General features: G+C 46.1%; 12 protein-coding genes and 1 riboswitch. All 12 genes read right to left on the bottom strand.

Going from position 1 to position 22170, the window contains the following annotated elements:
• Positions 1-40: 40 nt before the first annotated feature.
• The 12 genes from C558_RS0120930 to C558_RS0120875 all read right to left on the bottom strand — a co-directional run bounded on the left by C558_RS0120930 (position 41) and on the right by C558_RS0120875 (position 21964).
• A complete protein-coding gene (locus tag C558_RS0120930; RefSeq protein WP_018758256.1) occupies positions 41-769 on the bottom strand; it encodes an ECF transporter S component in 729 nt (242 codons plus the stop codon).
• Positions 736-2424 (bottom strand): ABC transporter ATP-binding protein, encoded by a 1689-nt coding sequence (locus C558_RS0120925; protein ID WP_018758255.1) that lies wholly within the window; start codon positions 2422-2424, stop codon positions 736-738. Before C558_RS0120925 ends, C558_RS0120930 begins: the two co-directional genes overlap by 34 nt.
• On the bottom strand, positions 2397-3287 hold the full coding sequence (locus C558_RS0120920) for an energy-coupling factor transporter transmembrane component T (RefSeq protein ID WP_018758254.1): 891 nt from the start codon (positions 3285-3287) through the stop codon (positions 2397-2399). The genes C558_RS0120925 and C558_RS0120920 overlap by 28 nt, the downstream gene beginning before the upstream one ends.
• Positions 3288-4238 (bottom strand): DUF4430 domain-containing protein, encoded by a 951-nt coding sequence (locus tag C558_RS0120915; RefSeq protein WP_018758253.1) that lies wholly within the window; start codon positions 4236-4238, stop codon positions 3288-3290.
• Positions 4239-4319: 81 nt separating this feature from the next.
• Positions 4320-9509 carry an S-layer homology domain-containing protein gene (locus C558_RS0120910; RefSeq protein ID WP_018758252.1) on the bottom strand — a complete coding sequence of 1730 codons (5190 nt, stop codon included), beginning with the start codon at positions 9507-9509 and terminating at the stop codon, positions 4320-4322.
• Positions 9510-9677: 168 nt separating this feature from the next.
• Positions 9678-9874: riboswitch (cobalamin riboswitch) on the bottom strand.
• Between the two features lie 119 nt (positions 9875-9993).
• Positions 9994-12276 (bottom strand): 5-methyltetrahydropteroyltriglutamate--homocysteine S-methyltransferase, encoded by a 2283-nt coding sequence (gene metE, locus C558_RS0120905; RefSeq protein WP_018758251.1) that lies wholly within the window; start codon positions 12274-12276, stop codon positions 9994-9996.
• 137 nt (positions 12277-12413) lie between these two features.
• On the bottom strand, positions 12414-13316 hold the full coding sequence (locus C558_RS0120900; RefSeq protein WP_018758250.1) for a LysR family transcriptional regulator: 903 nt from the start codon (positions 13314-13316) through the stop codon (positions 12414-12416).
• A gap of 65 nt (positions 13317-13381) precedes the next feature.
• Positions 13382-14986 (bottom strand): alkaline phosphatase family protein, encoded by a 1605-nt coding sequence (locus C558_RS0120895; RefSeq protein WP_018758249.1) that lies wholly within the window; start codon positions 14984-14986, stop codon positions 13382-13384.
• Between the two features lie 136 nt (positions 14987-15122).
• A complete protein-coding gene (locus C558_RS31555; RefSeq protein WP_018758248.1) occupies positions 15123-16172 on the bottom strand; it encodes a Gmad2 immunoglobulin-like domain-containing protein in 1050 nt (349 codons plus the stop codon).
• Positions 16173-16434: 262 nt separating this feature from the next.
• Positions 16435-20343: a glycosyl hydrolase family 95 catalytic domain-containing protein gene (locus C558_RS32730; RefSeq protein ID WP_018758247.1), complete on the bottom strand. Its 3909-nt coding sequence runs from the start codon at positions 20341-20343 to the stop codon at positions 16435-16437.
• A 266-nt stretch (positions 20344-20609) separates the two neighbouring features.
• Positions 20610-21461, bottom strand: coding sequence for a hypothetical protein (locus tag C558_RS0120880; RefSeq protein WP_018758246.1), 852 nt, complete (start codon positions 21459-21461; stop codon positions 20610-20612).
• On the bottom strand, positions 21458-21964 hold the full coding sequence (locus C558_RS0120875) for a sigma-70 family RNA polymerase sigma factor (protein ID WP_018758245.1): 507 nt from the start codon (positions 21962-21964) through the stop codon (positions 21458-21460). The genes C558_RS0120880 and C558_RS0120875 overlap by 4 nt, the downstream gene beginning before the upstream one ends.
• Positions 21965-22170: the final 206 nt, after the last annotated feature.

Genomic DNA, 22170 nt, shown 5'->3' with positions numbered 1-22170 from the left:
CCTTACGAAGCCATAAAAGAGCAGTCCGCCAAAAAGCAGCCTACGGATCGATAAGCCCATACTTTGCCTTAATGCGCTCCAATTTCTCAATCATAGGTCTCGATAGGAGTAAGAGGAAGATGACAGTGGCAATCGCGTGAACCATATCGAACCAAAAGCCTGACGCATAAACGGCGAGCAACCCTTCCCATGTAATATGTGGGGTGAACATCATCAGCGATCCGATATTGATTATACCGCCGTAAATGAGTAAAGTTGACACTCCGCCATAAATACATAGAGAAAGCTTTGACTTCTTAAGCCATCCTTTTTGGAACAAAATGCCGGCGATAAAGCCGATAATGCCAAAACAGAACATTTGCCACGGTGTCCACGGCCCTTGACCGAAGAAGAAATTCGATACGAAACCTGCCATCGCTCCCACGAGAAAACCCGACTCCGCCCCGAAGCATACACCTGCAATGATGACTATCGCTACGACAGGCTTGAACTGCGGGAGCATGAAGAAAGCGCCTCGACCAGCTACTGCAATCGCCGCTAGAACGGCAATCACGATGAGCTCCCGAGCTTGTGGTTTGCGTTTCTCGAATACCATCGCAAATGGAATCATGGTATAGAGAAGAATCAATAAACTTATGAAATAATATTTCCGATCTTGAAGTACGAATATCCCAATGCACATCGTGATCGGTATTACGACAAGGATTAACAAAGATGCAAATAAAGTACGTCGACTTAAACGCGGCTTAGTGATGTGCTGGTCTGACATCGTTCGATCACACCTTCTATCGTTACTGCGTCTCGCCAGATATGGCGAGCCATTCGATTCGCTGCCGTCGTATAGAAGCTGTTGCCTGCGAAGAATTGCTCTGCTGGATGAGAAGCGATGACGCTTCCATCGAAAAACATTGCACATTCCCCGCCATACTTCGCGCAGAACTCCACATCATGGGATACCATCACGATGGTCACGCCTTGGTGATGGAGTTTGCGCAGGAATAGGCCTAGCTTTTGTTTGAAAAAACCATCAAGCCCTTTCGTTGGTTCGTCGAGCAATAGAATTTTGGGCTCTAACAGCAGTACCTTAGCAAGCGCAGCCCGCTGTTGTTCTCCCCCGCTAAGATCATATGGATGCATGGCTAGCAAGTGTTCCAGCTCAGTAAGCTTCACAACGGAATCCACTTTTTGCTGTTTCTCTTCCTTGGATAAGGGATGATCCGAGAGCATTTCATATAAATCCAGCTCGACAGTCTTCTTCACGAATAACGATGCGGGATTCTGCGGGAGAACCCCTAGCTGATGAGCCGTGATATGTTTGCTATTCCATTTCGTATGCTTCTGTCCATGAATCATTATTTTTCCACGATATGGCTGTAGGATGCCACTAATAAGAGATAGTGTTGTGGTCTTCCCTGTGCCGTTTCCTCCAACAATACAGTAGAACGCGCCTTCGCTCACCTCAAAAGAAAGATCTTTAATAATATCCGGGCCGCCCCGTTCATGCTTGAACCAGACGTCTTTGAATTGAATGGCCACAGATGAGGAAGGTGTCGTAAGGCTTTGCGTTGTCACCTTGGTTTGCGCTGCGGCTTTATCTTCAAGGTAAACATTAAGCCATTGTCGCCCTTCCTTCACGGTCATTGGACAATCCAGACCGCTCCCGACGCCCGCATGAATTTGCATCGGTGAAGGCATCGAAGCGAACATGGGATGCTGTATGGTATGAAGTATTTCACCCGCCTTGGCAGGCGAATCGTCTGCAATCACTTTCCCCTGATCCAGAACAATAAGACGGTCGGATACCGTTAAGACCTCTTCGAGGCGATGCTCTGTCATAATAATCGTCGTTCCCAGCTCTCGATTGATTTTGCTGATCGTCTCTAAGAAGTCGACAGCAGCAATCGGATCCAATTGTGATGTCGGTTCATCGAGTATCAGAACCGATGGGTTCATAGCCATAATGGATGCCAAGTTCAGCAGTTGCTTCTGGCCACCCGACAGCTCTGTCACAGGCTTGTGGAACCAGTTCTGGATGCCGAAGAAACTGGCCATCTCAGCAACCCGCAATCGTATGGTCTGTTGGTCATATCCTAAGCTCTCGAGTCCGAAAGCCAACTCATGCCACACTTTGTCCGTCACAATCTGGTTATCAGGATCTTGCAGTACAAATCCGATTTCGGCAGCCTGTGTGCGCTGATCCACATCTCGTAACGATTGTCCGTGGAAAAGCACTTCGCCTTGAGACTGACCATGCGGGGTGAGGATGGATTTTAGCTGACGTAGCAGCGTGCTTTTCCCACAGCCCGATTTGCCGCATATTGTGATGAACTGCCCGCCTTGAATCGTGAGATCAATATTAGATAAAGCCTCTCTCTCTGCAAGCGGAAAGGTGAAGCTCAAATTTTTGATGCGATAAATTTCCATTTGATGTCCTCCACTAGTCGAATAACCACAGGCAAAACACACAGGAAGCCATAGGCAATATAGACCATAATGCTAACCATCGACATCGGTTGAATCCGAATCGACGGGAAGAAACGAATTGAATTCTGTCCCATGAAAGCCGCTGCTCCGATAACCGCCATAAGCCCTAACATAATGAGGAACACGATAGTATCCCGTCTATCGAACCGGTATGTAGAGAAGCTTGTGCGTCCGGGAAGCCCATAGCCTCTAGACTTCATCGAATCGGCCGTTTCGATTGCATTCTCGAGTGCCCAAGACATCATGATCGAGAGAATTCGCATCCCATTCCGTGCTCTCCTTACAATATTCCCTTGCGAGACGTCCCTTCCAATGGATTTCTGAGCATGGGATATCACTTTGATTTGCGCCGCATATCGAGGAACGAAGCGAAGCACCATGGAGAATATAAGCGACAATGCGGGCAGAATTTTGCCGAAAATATAAATAAATTTATCCGAAGTCATCACGGCATTGTAACAAGAAAACCATAAGATGACAGTAACGTACATGCATGCAGCAGCAATGCCGTAAAGGATAGATTCAAGCGTTATTGGATTTCCGTTGTCCAAATAGAATAGAATCGTTACGCCCGCATGATTAAATAACGGGTTGACGGTGGCCATGAGAAGAAGCAGCGGCAGCATGAAGAGAAGCTGAAATCGAACGGCTTTTCCCCCCTTCAACAGAATGGAATAACTGCCTGCACTCAGTAATGCAATGACTTGAAAAATCGGATGCATAAACACCATATTGCATGTGATGACAGCCACAAAGTATACAAAATTAATGAGCGGATGATAGGTAGAGAAAGAATCTCGCATTTATCCTTTTCCCCCTCCAACTGCTGTATCGCCGCCGACATCCCGACCTAAATCGCATGTATACACCCATTCAATCACATCGCTGTCTTTCAACACATAGCGACTGCTCCCGTAATTCGGGAACCAACCATTCACCTTATACATCCATCCGCTGAGCTCACCGCAGTCGAACTCATAAATGTTATTTATTCCTTCAATGTAATTGCTGTTATAGATGGGTGTCATCGAAAATTCCATATGAATTTTGTTATTCCGCATTTCTCTTAACAGGACATCAAATACGGATTCCCCCTCATAGAAGGTGACCTTTTGTGCTTTGTAGATCACACCATCCTCAGGCAGCATTTCCAGCTTATCCGGATTGAAATCGTCCAAATTGTCTAAGATCGACTTGCTCGTAACAGAGAGCGTAGCCGTTAGTATCTTTTTCTTATTAATGGAGACATCCTGCCACTCCACTGGTTTTGGTTTACCTGCGGGTACGGGATCCGTTAGATATTTGTCCTTTTTTGCTTCTGGTTTTTTTGCTGCAGTAGATTTGTCAGCTTTCTCGGTTTTAGCAGGTGGAGCTTCTTTCTGTTGATCTGACTTAGGCGTAACCTCCGACTTCGATGATGGAGTTTCGGAAGTTTTCGCTTTGGCAGGCTCTTTAATTGCATCCTGATCTGTAGTTACTTTCACAGGTTCTTCCTTTGGCGATCCATCCTTTGGAAGCTCCTTCGCAGGAGGCGTTTGATCTGGTTGCACTTCCTGTTGTGTTGCCTGTTGTTCTGTTTGATGTTCTACCTGTTGTTCTTGCTCCTTCGTTGACTTTTCCGAAGGTTGAGTTTGTGAAGCAATACTGCTTACTCGCTCAGGATTGGATTTCTTCGGGATATTCCCGCCCCAGAAATACGCAAGAACCAAGAGCCCTACAACCCCGCAGGCAACCAACCATTTTTTCATCGACATGTATTCACACCTCTAATGATAAAGCAAGGGCAATTGCTCGCCCCTGCTCATCACTTCAAATGGATTCACTTCATTGATAATCTATTTCTTCTGTACATCCGACATATCATAGAGTCGTGTCTTACCATTCAGCAAGCGGTCATAGGCGACTAGTGCATACATCGCCTGATCCGTAGCCATCGGATCGACTTCTCCTGGCTTGGCGCCGCCATTGTCCACGCCGCCCGGCTTCACATGGTAGAAACCACCACTTTCCGCAGCAAAGCTCATTAAAGCATCGACGACCGATTTTCCGTTCTTCACGAATCTCACATCGGTATGCGGATTGATGCCGAGGCCGGTCAATGCAACGATGACCTGCGCGCTGCTCTCGGAGTTCGAAGACTCCCAGCTCGCATAACCGCCATCGGCTGTCTGCGCTTGAGATAACCACGCAATCGCGCGATCGACTGCCGCTTTTACTTCCTTATTCGTTGCATAATACGGGGTTAAGCCTTGAATCGCCATGGACGTGATGTCCGGATCCGGTGTCGTCACCTTTTCGCCTAAGGCCCATCCACCGCCGGCAATTTCTCTTTTCAGAATAAAGTCGATCAGCATCTCTCTCGTTGTCTGTGTCTTCACGCTCTGCACGTCTGGGATGTCGTATGACTTGCTATCTAACGCAATCAAAGCGAAAATTGGTCCGTTAATCCCTTGCTTGATCAGCGTATTGTAATCTGCAAGCCATTCGCGGAGATTGTATCCAGCCACCTGATCGACATTTTTGCCGATCGACGTTAAGGCGAGAATCACACGGTCATATTCCGTGAATTTGACAGCATGCAATTTGCCGGATTTCTCGTTTAAGATCTTTTCGACGTTCGCATAGTACTTGGCGTAATAAGCATCCGGAACGGAAATGCCTGAACGCGCAAGACCGAATATCGTCCAATCCCCACCAAGCGTACCGATCACCGGATCGGTGACCGTCTTCTGCATGAATGCTGCCGTTTTGCTGATTTGCTGCTTCACTTCATCTTTCGATAATTGCGAAGCATCCTGTTCAGGTTTCGGTTGCGGTGTTACTGTGTTGTCTTTTTTGTATTGGTAGGAACGCATCGCGACGACAGCCGCCATCTCGCGCGTCACCTGGCCGGTCGGCTCGAACCGGTTATTCGCACCGGTCATCACGCCGCGAGCGATCACGGCCTGAACCTCTGCCTTTGCCCAAGAAGATACTTTATCGAGGTCTTGCAGGGCAGCCGTATGCTCTGCAGCTTGAAGACCTAGTGCTTTGTATAAGATGACTGCCATTTGTTCACGAGTCAACTTGTCGTTCGGACGGAACTGATCCGCATCGCCCTTGATGAATCCTGCTTCATAAGCCGCATTGACATAAGGATAGAACCAATCTGTCTTCTTCACGTCTTTGAAGGCGCTACCCTTATTGGATGTCGTATCGAGTCCTAGCACGCCAACGAGCATTTTCGCGAATTCTGCTCTGGTTACCGTCGCTTGCGGCTTGAATTGGCCCTCACTACCGCTGACGAATTGATGTTGACTTGCTTCGCGGATCGCATCGACAGCCCAAGCCGAAATCGACTTCGCATCTGAATACAACTGCTCTAACGATAACGGTTGTTCCGTGTTCAATGTATCCACGGTATAGCTAACGAATTGCGTGAAATGATTCGTACGAATGACGACATCATTATCTTTGATGAAGGCATACGTGATTTGATCTTTGCCTTTCGCAGCTTCAATGCCTTTACTCTCCGACTCGTAGATCGTAATTGGCTTGAACGCATTGCCTTCGATATAACCAACGAATTGCCCTTTTGCCCCTTTGAGCACGAGCGTAAGCGTACGATCGAATTGTACGGATGCTTTGGCATTCCCCATCGCAAAGGCATGAATCAGCTTCGCCTGCTTCCGGCTCTCGCTGCTCAGTGTAGCCTGCACGAGCTTCTGTACATCTGCATCGCTCGTGTTTACCGGTGTTAACACTTCGACGAGCGGATCTCCAGATTTCAGTGCCGTTCCTTTGTCAATCGTGAGTGTCGTATCGCCTTTGACAGCGGTGACCTCCGGTAAGTTATCCGATACATTCGCCAAATTCAGGATGACTTTCGGGCTTACTTTCGGGATATTGATCGTCACCTTATCCAGGTTGCGCATTTCCTTCGTCAAGTTCAAGATGTAATCTTGCTTGCCATCGGCTGGAACCGTAATCACCGGGTTCTTATTGGTCGCGTCAAGCGTTGGAGTCACGCTGCCTGCCGGCGGTGGTACGTTCGGTTTAGTCCCGCCCGGTATTTCCCAATCGCTGTTGTCTACACCAAGATCCTTACCAAGATCTGTTGTATAGCGCCATTGGAGCTTGTCCCCATCTTTCAGAACATAGAGGCTTGCGCCATAATTCGGATATTTTCCATTGACATTGTACATCCAACCACTACCGCTGCCGTGGTCGAATTCACCGTCGCCTGCGATGGATTCCACATAAATACTGTTAAATTTATCTGTCCATCTTGCACTATAGCTGATACCACGGCTATCTAGTTCACGTTGTAATACACTCCACGCTGTATCGCCCGGTTGCATTACTACTTTGGATTGTTGGATCACGTAGCCTTTTTTGATCGTCAATTTGTCGACCAATAACGTTACTTGTTTCGTAGGTTGAGGAGTCGTACCGCCATCGCCAGGCTTTTCTGTACTTGTTGCATAGGCAACAAAATCGGTAAAATGCTTCGTCTTAACGATGAGATTGTTCCCGTTATCATAAGCGAATACGTCTTTACCACTCTTCTTACCTTCGGATTCACTGCTGTACTTGTCGATCGCGCTCGGCACGCCGTTCTGAATGAATGCAGCATCCTTGCCTTTCATACCCGCGAACGTCAACGTCAGATGTTGATCGAACGCGATCTTCGCGGCTCCACCGATCGTCACCGCTTGATCGATTTGATCCAGCTTCTTCTCGGTTGGGACGATCGATGCGATCTTCTTCTTCAATTCTGCATTGGCAGCATCCATCGCCGTCATTAATTCGATGGCCGATGCATCCCCGTCAGTCACTTTCGTCCCTTTTGCGATCAGTAACGAGACATCGCCTTTCACCGCATGAATGCTCGGCAAACCGCTGCCAGCAGGTAAATTCAGTTGTATTTTCGATAGGGTGTTGCTAGGAATCTCGATGCTGATCTCTTTCGTTGAAGCATCACTTGGTATATTCAAATAATAATTGTTATAGTCCGATGGAATAACGATTTTCGGTTGGTCGCCGCCAGGTATGGGTACTTCGATATCATCTGGTGCATCCGGTGTTTCTTTCGTCACATCCGTCATATCATACAGTCGATTGCTTCCGTTTACGAACCGATCATAGGCTACGAGCGCATACGTAGCTTGATCGGTTGCCATCCCATCAATTTTGCCAAGACTGCCATCGCTCGGCTTAACATGCATGACTCCGCCATCTACAAATGAAAAGGACAGCAAGGCCTCCATCGCAGAATGACCATTCTTAATAAATCTAGCATCCGTGTTTGAATCGATACCAATCAAAGATAACGCCGTCACAACCTGTGATAAGCTCTCACTACTTGTACTTCCCCAGGCTGAGTAGCTACCCTCGTTGTTTTGTGCTTGAGAGAGCCAATTTACGGCCCGATCTACGGCACCTTTTACACTGTCTTGAGTCTGATAATAAGGTGCAAGCGATTGAATGGTCATCGATGTGATGTCCACATCAGGTTTAGGTCCGCCGCCTAAAGCCCATCCTCCAGCACCGCTGGTTCCCTTATTCGCTTCTAAGCTTAATATATTGTTAATTAATTTTTCTCTTGTTGTCTGTATTTTGCCTGTGGCAGCCGCAGGGATCGCATAATTTCTAGTGTCCAATGCCAGCAAAGCAAATACTGGCCCGTTTATGCCTTGTTTATTAGCGACATAATCATAATCGGATAAGGCTTGCGTTAAGTCATAATCCCCGACACTTTTAGGATTTTTCCCAATTGAAGCAAGTGCCAAGATAACCCTTGAGTGCTCCGTGCTTCTGGATTTATCCAATACGCCATTATTCAATGTCATTAGTCGTTTCACTTCGTCAACGACATTATTGTAATAATACGAGAAGTATCCTTCTGGTACTTGATAATTAGCTCTTGCTAGGGAGAGAATCGACCATTCTCCGCCAAGCGTTCCGAATTTCGGATTCGTTACTGTTTTGAGAACATAACTTAAGTTCTTATTTAACTGTTCCTTTGGTGTGTTTGTATTTATGGGTGCAGGCGTGTATGTAATGGTATACGCTAGATCAACCGAGTTGCCTGACACATCTGTGGCCTTAATCGCTACCGTATTTTCTCCTATGTTGAACGTAAGGTTATACTTTCCATTCGTAACAGGGATTGTGGTTCCGTTTAACTTCACCTCGGGCGTAATGATCCCCGCTTTGTAATCCTTGGCTCTTACGGTAATACTAATCTGAGATTGGAAAACCTCCTGTTTATCCTTCAATCCACTAACGGTAACGTCAGGTTTCAGGGAGGCATTCATGTTGGTTAGTGAGGTATCTACACTCTCCTGCGAGCTTTCCATATCCTTAAGCACAACATACGCTTGATCATATGCCGATTTAATAGCAGGATTGGATAGAATCTCATTTTTGAGCGGATCACTATTGATTTCGGCAACTCTCGCCGTTAATGCATCTTTATTCGCCGTCTGGATATATCCATAGCTCCCACCAAGATCCGCTCCATATCCGTATAACGTGAATTGCGTGCGAATGACATCCCCATCGTGCGGCTCATATTGCGAGAAACCTACATTTGGGAATACATTATTTACTTCGTACATCCAACCGGACTTCGACGTATAATCGAACGCTCCCAGCCATTCTTCATCCGCCTTCGCTCCGAGTTCCAAACCATCCAAGTGAATTTTGTCTAAAATATATTGTGGAACATCTATCCCATAGGTAGAATCTTGAACACTAGACAGATAGAAACCATCTTTAATTCTACCTCCATACTCGAAATTATCTTCCCCCAACACGCGCGTGAGCACCATGGCTCCATTTTCGCCCGCATAGAAAGGCACTTTTACCGGTTCACGGTAGTACCCTTGTCCAAGGGTGAACTTCTCCACCGATACGGTGACGTACCCGTTCGGTGATGCATCGACCCCTGCCGCGAACACATTGATTCCATTCGTAAAGAATACCGTGAATAACATGCTGAACAAGAGCAGCCATGTAACCCACTTATTATTTTTGCGCATTGTCTACTTCCCTTCCTCCAACAGAAATCTAATTCAACATGTGCTTGCTAGAACGGCATCTGCCCCTCTACAACAATAAAACCTCTTAACAGGTAGCGTTAAGAGGTTTATACAAATAAACGGCATGAATAAGCGTTCATGAAACACCCCCTATCGCTCGTAGAGTTCATGGTGTATCAAGACAGGCAGGTCTTCTGACTCAAGGATCATTGCTCTTGCCTCCTTCCCGGTTAAACCAGTGGATTGTTGCAAGAACTCCTCTCTTACAGCGGCGGGACCGTGTGGGATTTGCACCCAGCTTCCCTATTAAGCAATTGACGGAATTACATTTCTACCATCATTGCACCTGAATTTGATATTCAATTGTATGATGACTATGATAGCTAATAATTGCATATTTGTCATTTTTAAATTTTACGACAGCAAGATAAAGACAGGCCGCACAATATGCGGCCCATCATGAATAGCAAGGATATCATTTCATTTATGCAGAATACTTCCCTCTTGCGATCTGCGTCGCTTCAACCATGTTACGCAAAGATTCAACCGTCTCTTCAAGGCCACGCGTCTTCAATCCGCAGTCTGGGTTAATCCAGAATAGGTTTGGATCGAGGACTCGTAGAGCACGATCGATCATCCCCGTCATTTCCTCCACTTGCGGAACCCGTGGACTATGAATATCGTATACACCGAGCCCGATGCCTAGTTCATACGTGTTCTGCTCGAAGCTATGAATCAACTCGCCATGACTACGGGATGTCTCGATCGAGATCACATCCGCATCCATCGCTTCGATCGAATCGATCATGTCATGGAATTCGCAATAGCACATATGTGTATGAATTTGTGTCGTCTCTTGAACCGTGCATGTGGTCATCCGGAATGCTTTCACAGCCCAAGCCAGATACGCCGCTTGATCTTCTGCTTTCAAAGGAAGCCCTTCGCGAACGGCCGGTTCATCCACTTGAATCATGCCAATGCCTGCTTGTTCAAGCGCCTCAACCTCTTGTCTTAATGCATAGGCCAGTTGATAGGCAATCTGCTCACGCGTAATATCTTCCCGGACGAATGACCAGTTCATGATTGTTATCGGTCCTGTCAGCATGCCTTTAACCGGACGTTCCGTCTTCGATTGCGCATACTTGGTCTCCTCGACCGTCATTGCTTCCTCGAAGGCAACATCGCCAAAAATAATCGGCGGCTTTACGCAACGAGATCCATAAGACTGTACCCATCCGAATAGTGTGAATGCGAAGCCGGCAAGCTTCTCACCGAAGAATTCCACCATATCCGTACGCTCAAATTCGCCATGGACGAGGACATCCAATCCAATCTCTTCTTGCAGCTTGATCCAGATATCAATCTGATCCCGAATAAAGCTTGCGTATTGCTCCGGTGTCCAATCCCCTTTGCGCCATAGCTGACGAGCCTTACGTACCTCTGCGGATTGCGGGAAGCTGCCGATCGTCGTCGTCGGGAATATCGGCAATTGCCATTTATCTTGCTGCGCGATATGACGATCCGCGAATGATCGGCTGCGCTCAGGATGCTGCGCACTAATCGTCGCAACCGTCTGCTGAACGTCTTTTCGATTGCGTTCACTCGACTGCTTAAGCCCGAGGAGCTCCTTATCACATCGTGCTAATGCATCTGAAATGCTATCCGCCCCGTCAACAACCGCTTTGGTCAATAGAGCAATCTCATCCAGCTTCTCGTCGGCAAAGGCGAGCGCATCCTTCAATTCAGGCAGGAGCTTCGTCTCATTCTTCACCGTTACGGGAACATGCAGCAGACTGCAGGAAGTCTGCACTAGGAGACGATCCTCCGCTACAATCTTCGACAATACCTCAAGGAGGCCTAATTTCTCACGCAAATCCGCTTTCCAAATGCCACGACCGTCAATAATCCCTGCGCCTAGGAACTTGTCCGCTGGAAATCCTGATTCTTGAATCGACTTCAAGTTGCCAGCCAATCCATGTACGAAATCGAGACCAATCCCTTGGACCGGCAGCTGCACGATATCATTATAGTGCTCTACCGATTCAAAATAAGTTTGCAGCAAAATGTTCAGATGAGGCACAGCGGAAGCGAATGTCTCATAAATCTTTTTCAATCGCGCAATGTCATCTCCGCCTAATTCCGTTACCAAAATCGGTTCATCGATTTGAACCCATTGAACCCCTTCCTCAGCAAGCTCTTGAAGAATCTGAACATAGAGGGGGACGAAACGCGCCAGCCATGCATCTGTCTCTTCGAGCTTGTAGCCTTTGGACAATTTCAAGAAGGTCAAGGGTCCAAGAATAACAGGCTTCCCTTCAATCCCTAATTTCTCCTTCGCCTCGCGGTATGCGATCAGCGGTTTATTCTCCGTTACCACCGGTTCCGTTCCGCCCAACTCAGGTACAATATAGTGATAGTTCGTATTGAACCATTTCGTCATTTCACTTGCCGTTGCATCCTTCGTCCCACGGGCAATCCCATAATACAGGGACAATGGTACAACACCGCCTTCATATGGAAAACGACTCGGGATCACCCCGAACATCGTGGCTGTATCCAATACATGATCGTAGTAGCTGAAATCATTAACCGCGATGAAGTCAATCCCTTTCTCTTGCTGCTTCCGCAAATGATTCAGTCTTAACTCCTGCAATTGACTCTGAAAAGTGGATTCATCGAGCTTGCCCGCCCAGAACGCTTCGAGCGCCTTCTTCCATTCCCGATTCTGACCAATCCGTGGATATCCCAGTACACTGCTTTTCGCCATCTCGTAACACTCCTTGCCAAATGTTGTTACAAGAAAGATACCATGTTTTCTCAGGTATAGCGTAACTGATAATTACTATATCTAGCTATAGCCATTAGCTATACCCATGAGATGAACACAGAACATATAGATCAACGTTATTGGCGAATCGCCTCGATGAGAGCATCCACATAGGCAAGCCCCAGCTTAGACATCGACGTATTGCGATGCGCAATCCAGCCGACATTAATCGTCTCCTCGCAATCCAGCGGAACAGGTATTATCTCATTACCGTTAAGGTCCTTGCTGAGTACCCCCGTCGAGATCGTATAGCCGTTCAACCCGATCAATAGATTGAATAAGGTCGCACGATCATTGACGCGAATACTCTTCTTGTGTGACATCGTACTCAGAATCTCTTCCGAGAAATGGAATGAATTATATTCCCCTTGGTCAAAAGATAAATACGGATAATGCTGGAGCTGGTCGATCGTTACGATCGATTGCTTGGCGAGCGGGTTCTTGATGCTGATGAAGATATGCGGTTTGGCTGTAAAGAGGCTATGAAACTCAAGATTTGCGCTTTTTAGCAGCTTGTTGATGACTTTTCCATTGAATTCATTCAAATACAATATCCCGATTTCACTACGCATGCTTTTTACGTCTTCGATGATTTCATAGGTTTTGGTCTCTCGCAAGGATAGTTCATATTCATCATGACCATATTGTTGAACGAGGCTTACGAAGGCATTCACGGCAAAAGCATAATGCTGCGTCGATACCGAAAAATGCTGAGGAGACGGTTTCGCATTTAAGTATCGGCTCTCGAGCAGCTCTGCCTGTTCAACAACCTGCCTAGCATAGCTTAGAAATTCCACACCCTCCTTCGAGAGCGAAATCCCTTTATTCGATCGATCGAAGATCGCTATCTGCAGTTCTTCTTCCAAATCCTTAATCGCATTGGATAGACTTGGTTGCGAGATAAACAGCCGTTTGGCTGCTTCATTGATGGAACCGCGATTGGCGACCTCAATGACATATTTCAGTTGCTGCAACGTCAATTCGATTCCCCCTTACGAATAAATCATAACTTGTTCCGATTAATTCGTATAGTCGAATGTTCCATCTACTCTCCCTCGTTTTTGATTAGTAATTGCAGAATAAATGGTTTGAGGTCGATGATCCGAAGATGCTTCGGCTTCTGATCCGTCCCGCATAAGATAAGCGGAACCAATGATTCTTCATGCCGGAGAGATCCATGACCCCCTCCGCCTTTATGCGTGGGTGAGCTGCGATCGACCAGCTCATATCCAGGCTTAGCACCTACCACAATATAATCACCAGGATGTGAAAGAAGCGCGCCTTGCAATCGTTGCAATGCATCGGGGTATTGACCATAATGCAAGGTATAGTTCGCGTAATCGACTTGTAAGTCCAACACGTCAATATCCCCTTCTACCGACCATCTTTGTTGATATGGATCGCTAAAATCACCTTTCACCTTGTACCTAAGTTCGCGATCTGAATTGCCTTGCTTCACATAGATCCATCCATCTTCTTTCCAAGCAATATAATCCATTCGTGGATCAAGACTTAACTTCGTAGCCAAGCCTCTGAGTGATTGCTGCTGTCCTATGTTATATACATACGCCATTGTTTCATTTACGGCAAGAACGATTTCCGTGTCTGCTGTGACAGCTTTTCCTGGTCGTAATACATGATCATTCTGTAACAAAGCAGGTAAATCGATGACCGGATTTTCATTTGACGGCAAAATTTGTGTCATCCCGCTATCCCCAGCAATGATTATTACAGCTTCACTAAGCGCTTTCTCTGGTGAACCGAATGCCTGCAGCATGGTATGAAGTTGTTGATCTACGTCTCTGATCCCTTTGACATCCTTCATGTTCGCAGGACCTTTTCGATGAATCTGCTGGTCGATATCTGGCAAATACACTAACGAAAAATCTGGCAGTGTATTGGCTTGAATTAAATAATTCAGCGTTTCAATCGAATAAGCACTATTCAATCCCATTTTGCGAAAGACGCTCTTAGGCAGACTCGTCTTTCCCTGCAGCGGATTAGATAATGCGCCTAGGGCCATAAAATCGGGACCATGGACCTTGATTTCTTTTGGAATGGAGGTTATCCCTTGAACCCATGAAGGGATCGTAAGCGTATGAGGCGTCCTCCCCCGATAGATCAATCCATTGATGGAAGCGGACTTTAATCCATGACGTGCCAAGTCTTCATAGATGGTGGGCAATTGAGGATTCAGATGGGTTGCGTTCAAATGAATTAAGCCATCTAACATAACGGATTCGATACCATGCTTGAAGATTTCCATGGGACCTGTACCATAGTTAATGACCTTCCTTGCTTCTGTAGAATACCACGTGAGTCCGGGCACATGATGTTCATTCGGATAGCTTCCCGTAAGGAGTGAGCTGTCGATCGTAACCGACATGGTTGGGAATGAACTGACCATGTCCTTATAATATTGACCATGTTGAATGAGATATTGGAATGTCGGCAGTTCTTGTCTCTGAATCCCCTGGTCAATAGCTTGAGCCATCAGTGCATCAACCAGTAAAAAAATAACCTTCTTAGAAGCTTGGTGCTTGGTTGATTGAATATATAATAGATCTTGCTCGTTAGACTTTGCGGCTTGTTGTTGAGGTCGACATCCAATGATAGCTGATACCAATACGATGATAATCAGACCTGACATTATTTTTTTTCGCACATGAATCCCCTTTACTTATCTTTTATGGCATATTGTCTCAGCTTACCTACGTCGTTATACATCTCATGCGATTCGAAGTAATAAAAAACCGCAGCACGATGCGCGCTGCGGTTAGCTGAAGTTATTTAATAGGCATAACCAATTTGTTGACCACTTTACCTGTTTCTTGATCGATTTCATAGAGTTCAAATGTTAATGGTTTATCGCCCTGCAATTTGTTCATCGGAATGCTTACTTGCTGCGAGAAAGTTCCCCAATCCGGGGCGCCGATCGATGCTGTACCATACCCTTTTGCGAGTGTCTTGCCATCCTGCTTCACGACATATTGATACGTTCCTTCAAATGCACTCGCTTCACCTTTCACCGTGAAAGTTACGACTGGCGAGGATGACTGGACATTACGGAATGCTTTATTCCCACACGTTTGCGTTTGTTCTGCTTTTTTCATTTGAATCGTCTTTTTGTTCACGATTTTACCCGTCGCTTGATCGACTTCATACAATTCTAAGAACAGTGATTTATTCGCATCGATTTTGCTGCTTGGAATTGTAATTTGTTGCGTAAAGGTTCCCCAGTCCGGAGCGCTAATGGACGCTGTTCCGAAACCTTTCACTAGCGTTTTACCATCTTGCTTAACCGCATAGTGATACGTTCCCTCGTTCACTTTAGCTTCCCCTTTTGCCGTATAGGTTACGGTGGATTCCGACAACTTCAAATTGCGAAACACTTTATTTTTTGCCGTATTATTCGATTTATTAAGTGGAACAGTGACATAGTTTACCTGATTGCCTGTAGCTGAATCGACCTCGTACATTTCCAAGGATAATCCCTTGTTACCTGCTAATTTACTGCTCGAAACCGAAATCTGTTGGTTAATCTCACCCCACTCAGGTGCCCCCATCGAAGATGTACCGAACCCCTTGGCCAGAACCTTCCCGTGCTGCTTCAATGTATAATGGTATGTTCCTTCGTGTACTTGGGCTTCCCCTTTGATTGTGTAAGTGACTGTAGATTCCGCAATTTTAACATTCCGGAAATTCTGATCTTTGACCTGCTGCTGTTGCATCGGTGCTGTAGACTGCTGCGCCCAAATGGTGTTCATGGAACCGACAAGTGCCGTACCTGCTAAAAGTGTTGCTGCTGTGAATAATGCGATCGTTTGCTTTTTCATGACTATTTAATCTCCCTTGTGAGTAAATTTTTGTGGTTTAATACTAAGCATTTGTTGTAGCTTCATGAAGTTTACATGCGTTAGACGGGAGATGTTATAAAAAAGTCTCAACAAATTATTTGTAATGATTCCCATTTTAGTCAGCACTCTGAATTTGACATTCTTCTGAGATTCTTGCTATAAAACAGAAATACACCACCCCACATGAATCGAAGGTGATGTATTTCTGTTCCTAATTTCATATCCGGGTGATGACGCAAGTTTACGTCAAAATTTTACCCGCTACCGTCGCAAGATCCGTAATATCAATCTTGCCGTCGCCGTTTATATCTGCGCGTTTTGCTTGCTGCCAATCTGGACTGCTCGTATTTTTACCGTAATGGGATGCTACGATGGCTAGGTCACCGATGGTCACTTTGCCGTCGCCATTGACATCTGGTGGATGGCCAGGCTCGACCGTGGCAATGATCTCAATCTCCGTCTTGGATACGCTAGCATCTACTTCACTTCCCTGGTCATCGGCTAACACGGCCTTCGTCACTGCAATCGTTCCCTTTTCGGTCTTGGATACTTCCTTCGCCTTGAAGGACAATTCGATTACATTCCCACTGTCCGTTATCCCATGATTTGCTCCTTGGCTGGCTATGATCAAACGAAGCGTTCCAGTAGGTTCTTGCTTTGCTTCAACGACACTAACGCCTTCCATGAGCGAAGCATGTTTCACGAATTCGAACCGGTCAGCGTCATACTGAAGCTGGATATCTTGGGCATAGACCGATTGACTTACGCTATCGAGTCCCAATTGTACTTTGAACGTCTTTCCTGACTGGATTTCTGTTGGACTCGTTAATGTCGTTGCTGGATCAGCTAGTTTCTTGAACGGTACATATTCAAACGCATCAACCATCGCGATCGTATCCAGAGAAGAGCTATTCTTCGATCCTTTGACGACGATTTTGATCGTATGTGTTCCTCGCGCTAATCCTGTTTTCTGGAACAGTACTTGCTGTTTATTCGTTGCAGGTGCATAACCGTCGATATTCTCGGACACGCGTTCTCCATCTAGATACACATCAAATTTGCCGTGATTACGCTGCAAGGCGCTAATGAATTTAATCTCGGAACCTTCGAATGTCAACGATGCTGATGCATTCACAGCATTACTATATGTTTCTGTTCCTTGATAATCGCCACCATCTTCATAATGGTTCCATGCTCCATCGTATACAACGAGTGGATCACGATCGTCGATCTTAATCGGCTTCACCGGTTCCTCAGGTGTTTTCGCGTTAATTACGATGCGATACTGCTCTCCTGTGGATGTTGCAAATTGAATGGCATCCTTATCAGCCGTATGGTTGATCGTTTTGCCATCGCTCACTCGGGTTACCTTGATGGCATCTTGTTGGGTAAACACTTTGTTGCGAACCTTGGCTGTGTTGCCTTTCTTGGACGTAATCACTGCACCTGTTAATGTTGATGCTTGCCAGTTCATAGCTACATCGAAAGCTCCTCGAGCTACCAGCCCTTCTACGCTTCCCTTCGCCCATGCATCTGGCAATGCAGGCAGGAGATCAATGCTATCCGTGTGACTCTGCAGCAGCATCTCGGCGATGCCTGACGTTGCGCCGAAGTTGCCATCGATTTGGAATGGAGGATGCGTATCGAATAGATTATCGAGTGTGCTGCCCTTCAATTGTTCTCCGAGCAGCTTGTGCGCTCGATTGCCGTCCAGCAGACGCGCCCATAAATTGATCTTATTCGCTTTACTCCAGCCCGTTCCGCCATCTCCACGAGCGTTCAATGTCACTCTCGCTGCGGCGAACAGATCAGGTGTGTCGACGTTATTAATGAGTGTACCCGGATAAAGTCCAACTAAATTCGATATATGACGGTGCTCATTGTTCGGATCGTCGATATCATTTTTCCACTCTTGCACTTGGCCCCATCGACCGATTTTCGGCATCGATAGTTTGCTGCGCATCGCACTCACTTGAGCTCGAAGATCTGGGTCAACACCAAGGGTATCGCTGGCCTTCATAAATTGAGTGAACAATTCCCAGACCAACTCTTGGTCATAAGCTACCCCAATCCCCACATCTCCTTGCTCCGGGGAATAAGACGGTGAGGATACGAGTGTTCCATCTGTATCTTCTACCAAATATTTAACCCAGAACTGCGTCGCTTCTTTAATGATGTCGTAGACCTTATCACGGAGCAGATCTTTGTCCCCACTAAAAGCGTAATGATCCCATGCTTGTTGGACCATGAATGCATTTGCCGCAGGCGACCATCCCCAATAGAAATCAGAACCTGGCGCTGTATACCCGAACGGATTATTGACCGTATGGATGACCCATCCTTCCCCTTGAATGCCATGATGTCTCTTCGCAGTCTCCCGTCCTGGATCACGAAGTGCGTCGATATAATCGATATACGGAATATCCGTCTCTGCTAGATTGACAACCTCTGATGGCCAATAGTTCATCTGTACATTGATATTGGTATGATAATCACTATTCCAAGGTGGATTATTGACCTGATTCCATATGCCCTGCAGATTGGCTGGAAGGGAGCCTTCACGTGAAGAAGCAATTAATAAGTAACGGCCATACTGGAAGAATAGCGTCTCAAGACTGCGTTTTTCCGCATCGGTACCGTTCGTTTTATATTTGTTTAACAATTCATTGGTAGGCAATGATGAGGTTTCCCCACCCAAATCAAGCGACACACGGTCGAATAATTCAGAATAATCCGCTACATGTGTATCACGAAGCTGCTGGAATGACTTCGATGTGGCTTTGTTCATATAGGACTGAACGATTTCCTTCGGCGTCTTATCCCCGCGATATGTCGGATAATTGTTCGCGTAATTCGTTGCGGCTGATAACAAAATTGTAACAGCGTTCGCATTACTGATCGTCACCTTACCCGAATTCGCCGCTACAGACCCACCTTCATTCAACACCTTTAGCTGCGCTTCATAAGCCATTTTATTACTAGGAACAAGCCCGCTTAATACAAGTGAATTATTCCCTTCCGTGATGACCGAATTGGAAGGCTGTGCGCCAGTAACGCGGACATCGAAGCTCATTGGCGTATTATTTTCTGTCGTAATACGCATGACCATGACTTTATCCGGATAGCTGACGAAGAATTCTCGCTTATAGCGTACACCATCGCGTGTATAGGCTACCTTCGCTGTTCCATCAACTAGATTCAGCTCCCTACGATAGTCCGTTACCGGTTTATTTTCACCTGCTGCCCCAACAAAGCTAACCTCGGACATTTGAATTTGCGTTCCACCCTTGCTGACAAGATCAAATTTGAAAAACTTATACGCCGTCTGGTTGGTGAACGTGTATGACTTTTTCAATTTTCGTGATGCAAATTCTTCATTCGCACGGGTATCCAGTATCGTCCATTGCTGCCCATCCATTGATCCTTTGAGTGTCCAATCCTTCGGATCACGATTCGGCACATCATTCGCAGAGGTAAATGAATATCCGGTAATCACTTTAGGCTCACTATACTCCCATTGCAGCCAAAACGGGGGGGAACCATCGCCGGAATACCATTTCGTATCCACGGAACCGTCCATTACATTTTCAACGCCTTCACCGTAAGGCTTCTGATCGGAGCTTGCTGTTAATTTGTAAGTTGACTGCTTGTCAAAGTCCAGATAAACGTCACCAAATGCTTGATAGGCGCCAAAAGCGGAATCGTTCGCACCCATAACGCCCGTGATCTTACCGAGCAGCGCCTTTGCTTCATTGATTTTTCCGTCCTTCAACAATTGTCTGATCGTATCGACGTGAACTTGAGCGCCGTCTTTAATCCCATATTGATAATTCGGGTCCGACCCCGGTCCTCCGCTCCATAACGTCTTCTCATTAAATTGGATACGCTCCTGCTCTACTCCACCGAACACCATGCCACCCATATGACCGTTACCGATTGGGAGGGCTTGTGTCTCCCATTGCGTGGCGGGTTTGTTATACCAGAGCGATACATTATCATTGACGGTCCCTGCGGCAGATGCGTAAGCCTTCGAACCTAATCCCTGGGATTCAGGATGGATCCAACTTGTAAGTACCGAATAAATCATGACCAAAGATAATACGGTCGCAATTCTTGCGAAACGCTTCGTTGCATGAATCTCTATACTCATCTCATCGATTCTCCTTTTATTGTTCGTCTCTATGCCTTACACATCGTGTCGATTCCTTATACCGTGATTTGGTGATTTTTGCCTATGTATAACGATTTCCCACCTCCTTCAACCTACAGTTTGTTATCATTATAAGTCTTGAAAATAGTAATAAAAATAGAATAATCTCCTCATAAAGATAGAAAATATTATGTTCTGACACAAAAAGAAACCGCAACCCCCGTTTTCCGGCGGGTTGCGGCTTGTTCAACGACAGTCTGTATCACTTATTCAGGACTTGCGTTGCTCATCCAGTGATCGACGTGCAATGGTTCGAAGTAATCTTCCCTCGTAGATAATTTCTGAAGGTGCTGTTCAGCTTCCTCACGTGTTTTGAATCCACCCATAGCAACAATGAATTTCCCTTGCTTGGTCTTAATAACGCTGCTATCATCTGCTGCATATTGTTCGTCGAGAACGGCGATCGATTCACCTTGCTCCATCGCTTGGCTTCGCACATAATAAACATCGTGAGCTTGCTCTGGCTTCTTCGCACCGAACAATTTCAACTGAATGTATCCAGGCTGCTGGTACTCCGATACGGAATAACCGATATTCTCCTTCAATTCCACGACAAATCGGAACGCTGAATCATCCAAAATCACATTGTTGTAGACATCTTTGACATTCGACAACCCTTTGATATCCTCTTGCAGCTTCATATAGTCGAGATTACGTACCCCATAGAATGAGAATATGAGGCGATCCGGTGCTGCTTTGTAATCCACCGTGTAAGCGGGCGCACTCGACGTTTGTTCCCCATTCAAGCTGAAGTTGATACTTAAGGTGTTCTCTTCGGTTGTTGTCGTGACGGAGACGCCATCTGTACGTTGCCCCCCACTGCCAATCTGCAGCACCTTTACAATCGAACCGATGACAGGCACATCAGACAATGCCATGGCCACATTCGGGACATTGACCGTGATCATGATGGCAGCAGCACAAGCAGCTGTTAAGGTAGATCTTCGCAGAACGTTTCTTCTTCGCTTCTCCATTCGTCCCCGTTGCTGCGCTTGCTGAATGACTTCGGATAGTCGGGCAGGTATTTCAATGTTGTCATATCGTTCTTTTCCAGTCATAGGGCGTCTACCTCTTTTCTTATGAGATTTTTCTTGAGCTTCTCAATAATCCGGTAAAACTTCGTTTTGACCGTGTTCTCCGGCATCGATAATACGCCCGCCATATCCTTAAATCGCTGATCTTCAAAAATTTTGAGAATAATTATGGCTCGATCTTCCGGATCCAGTTGATCCAGCGCATCATACAAATCCATCTTATCTTCAAGTGATACTGCGTTTTCTTTGGCTGCAAATTCAACCTGATTGTCCTCAAGATAGGTGACTTTCTTGTTCCGACGGATATGGTCCAACGCGCAGTTGATGACAATTCGCCCCATCCAGCTCTCAAAGTATTCTGGATTCTTCATTCTTTTATAGGCTAAAAAAGCTTTATATGTTGCTTCCGATACAATATCCAGCGCTTCCTGTTCATTCTTCACATAGCAATAAGCGAACCGATACATTTTTTCTTTACAGGCTTCTATACGTTCACCGAACTCTTGTTCAGTTATCTTCGTATTCACATTGTTCACCTCTTTAATGACGTTAGCGATAGTTAGACTGTCGGGCGTGTGAAATAGTTTCAAATAAAATGAAAAGGATACACCATACCCCTATTCTTTCCCTCATTATGGGATTACAATAAAAAAACCGATTCACGGAAATATCCATCGAATCGGGATAACAAGAACTATCGTACTATTGGAAAACGCGGCTTGATGATACTCCA

It is taken from the genome of Paenibacillus terrigena DSM 21567 (genome assembly GCF_000374845.1).
GTDB classification, from domain to species: Bacteria; Bacillota; Bacilli; order Paenibacillales; family Paenibacillaceae; genus Paenibacillus_K; species Paenibacillus_K terrigena.
Note: the sequence above shows the minus strand (reverse complement) of the source record. Positions and strands in the feature narration are given on the sequence as shown.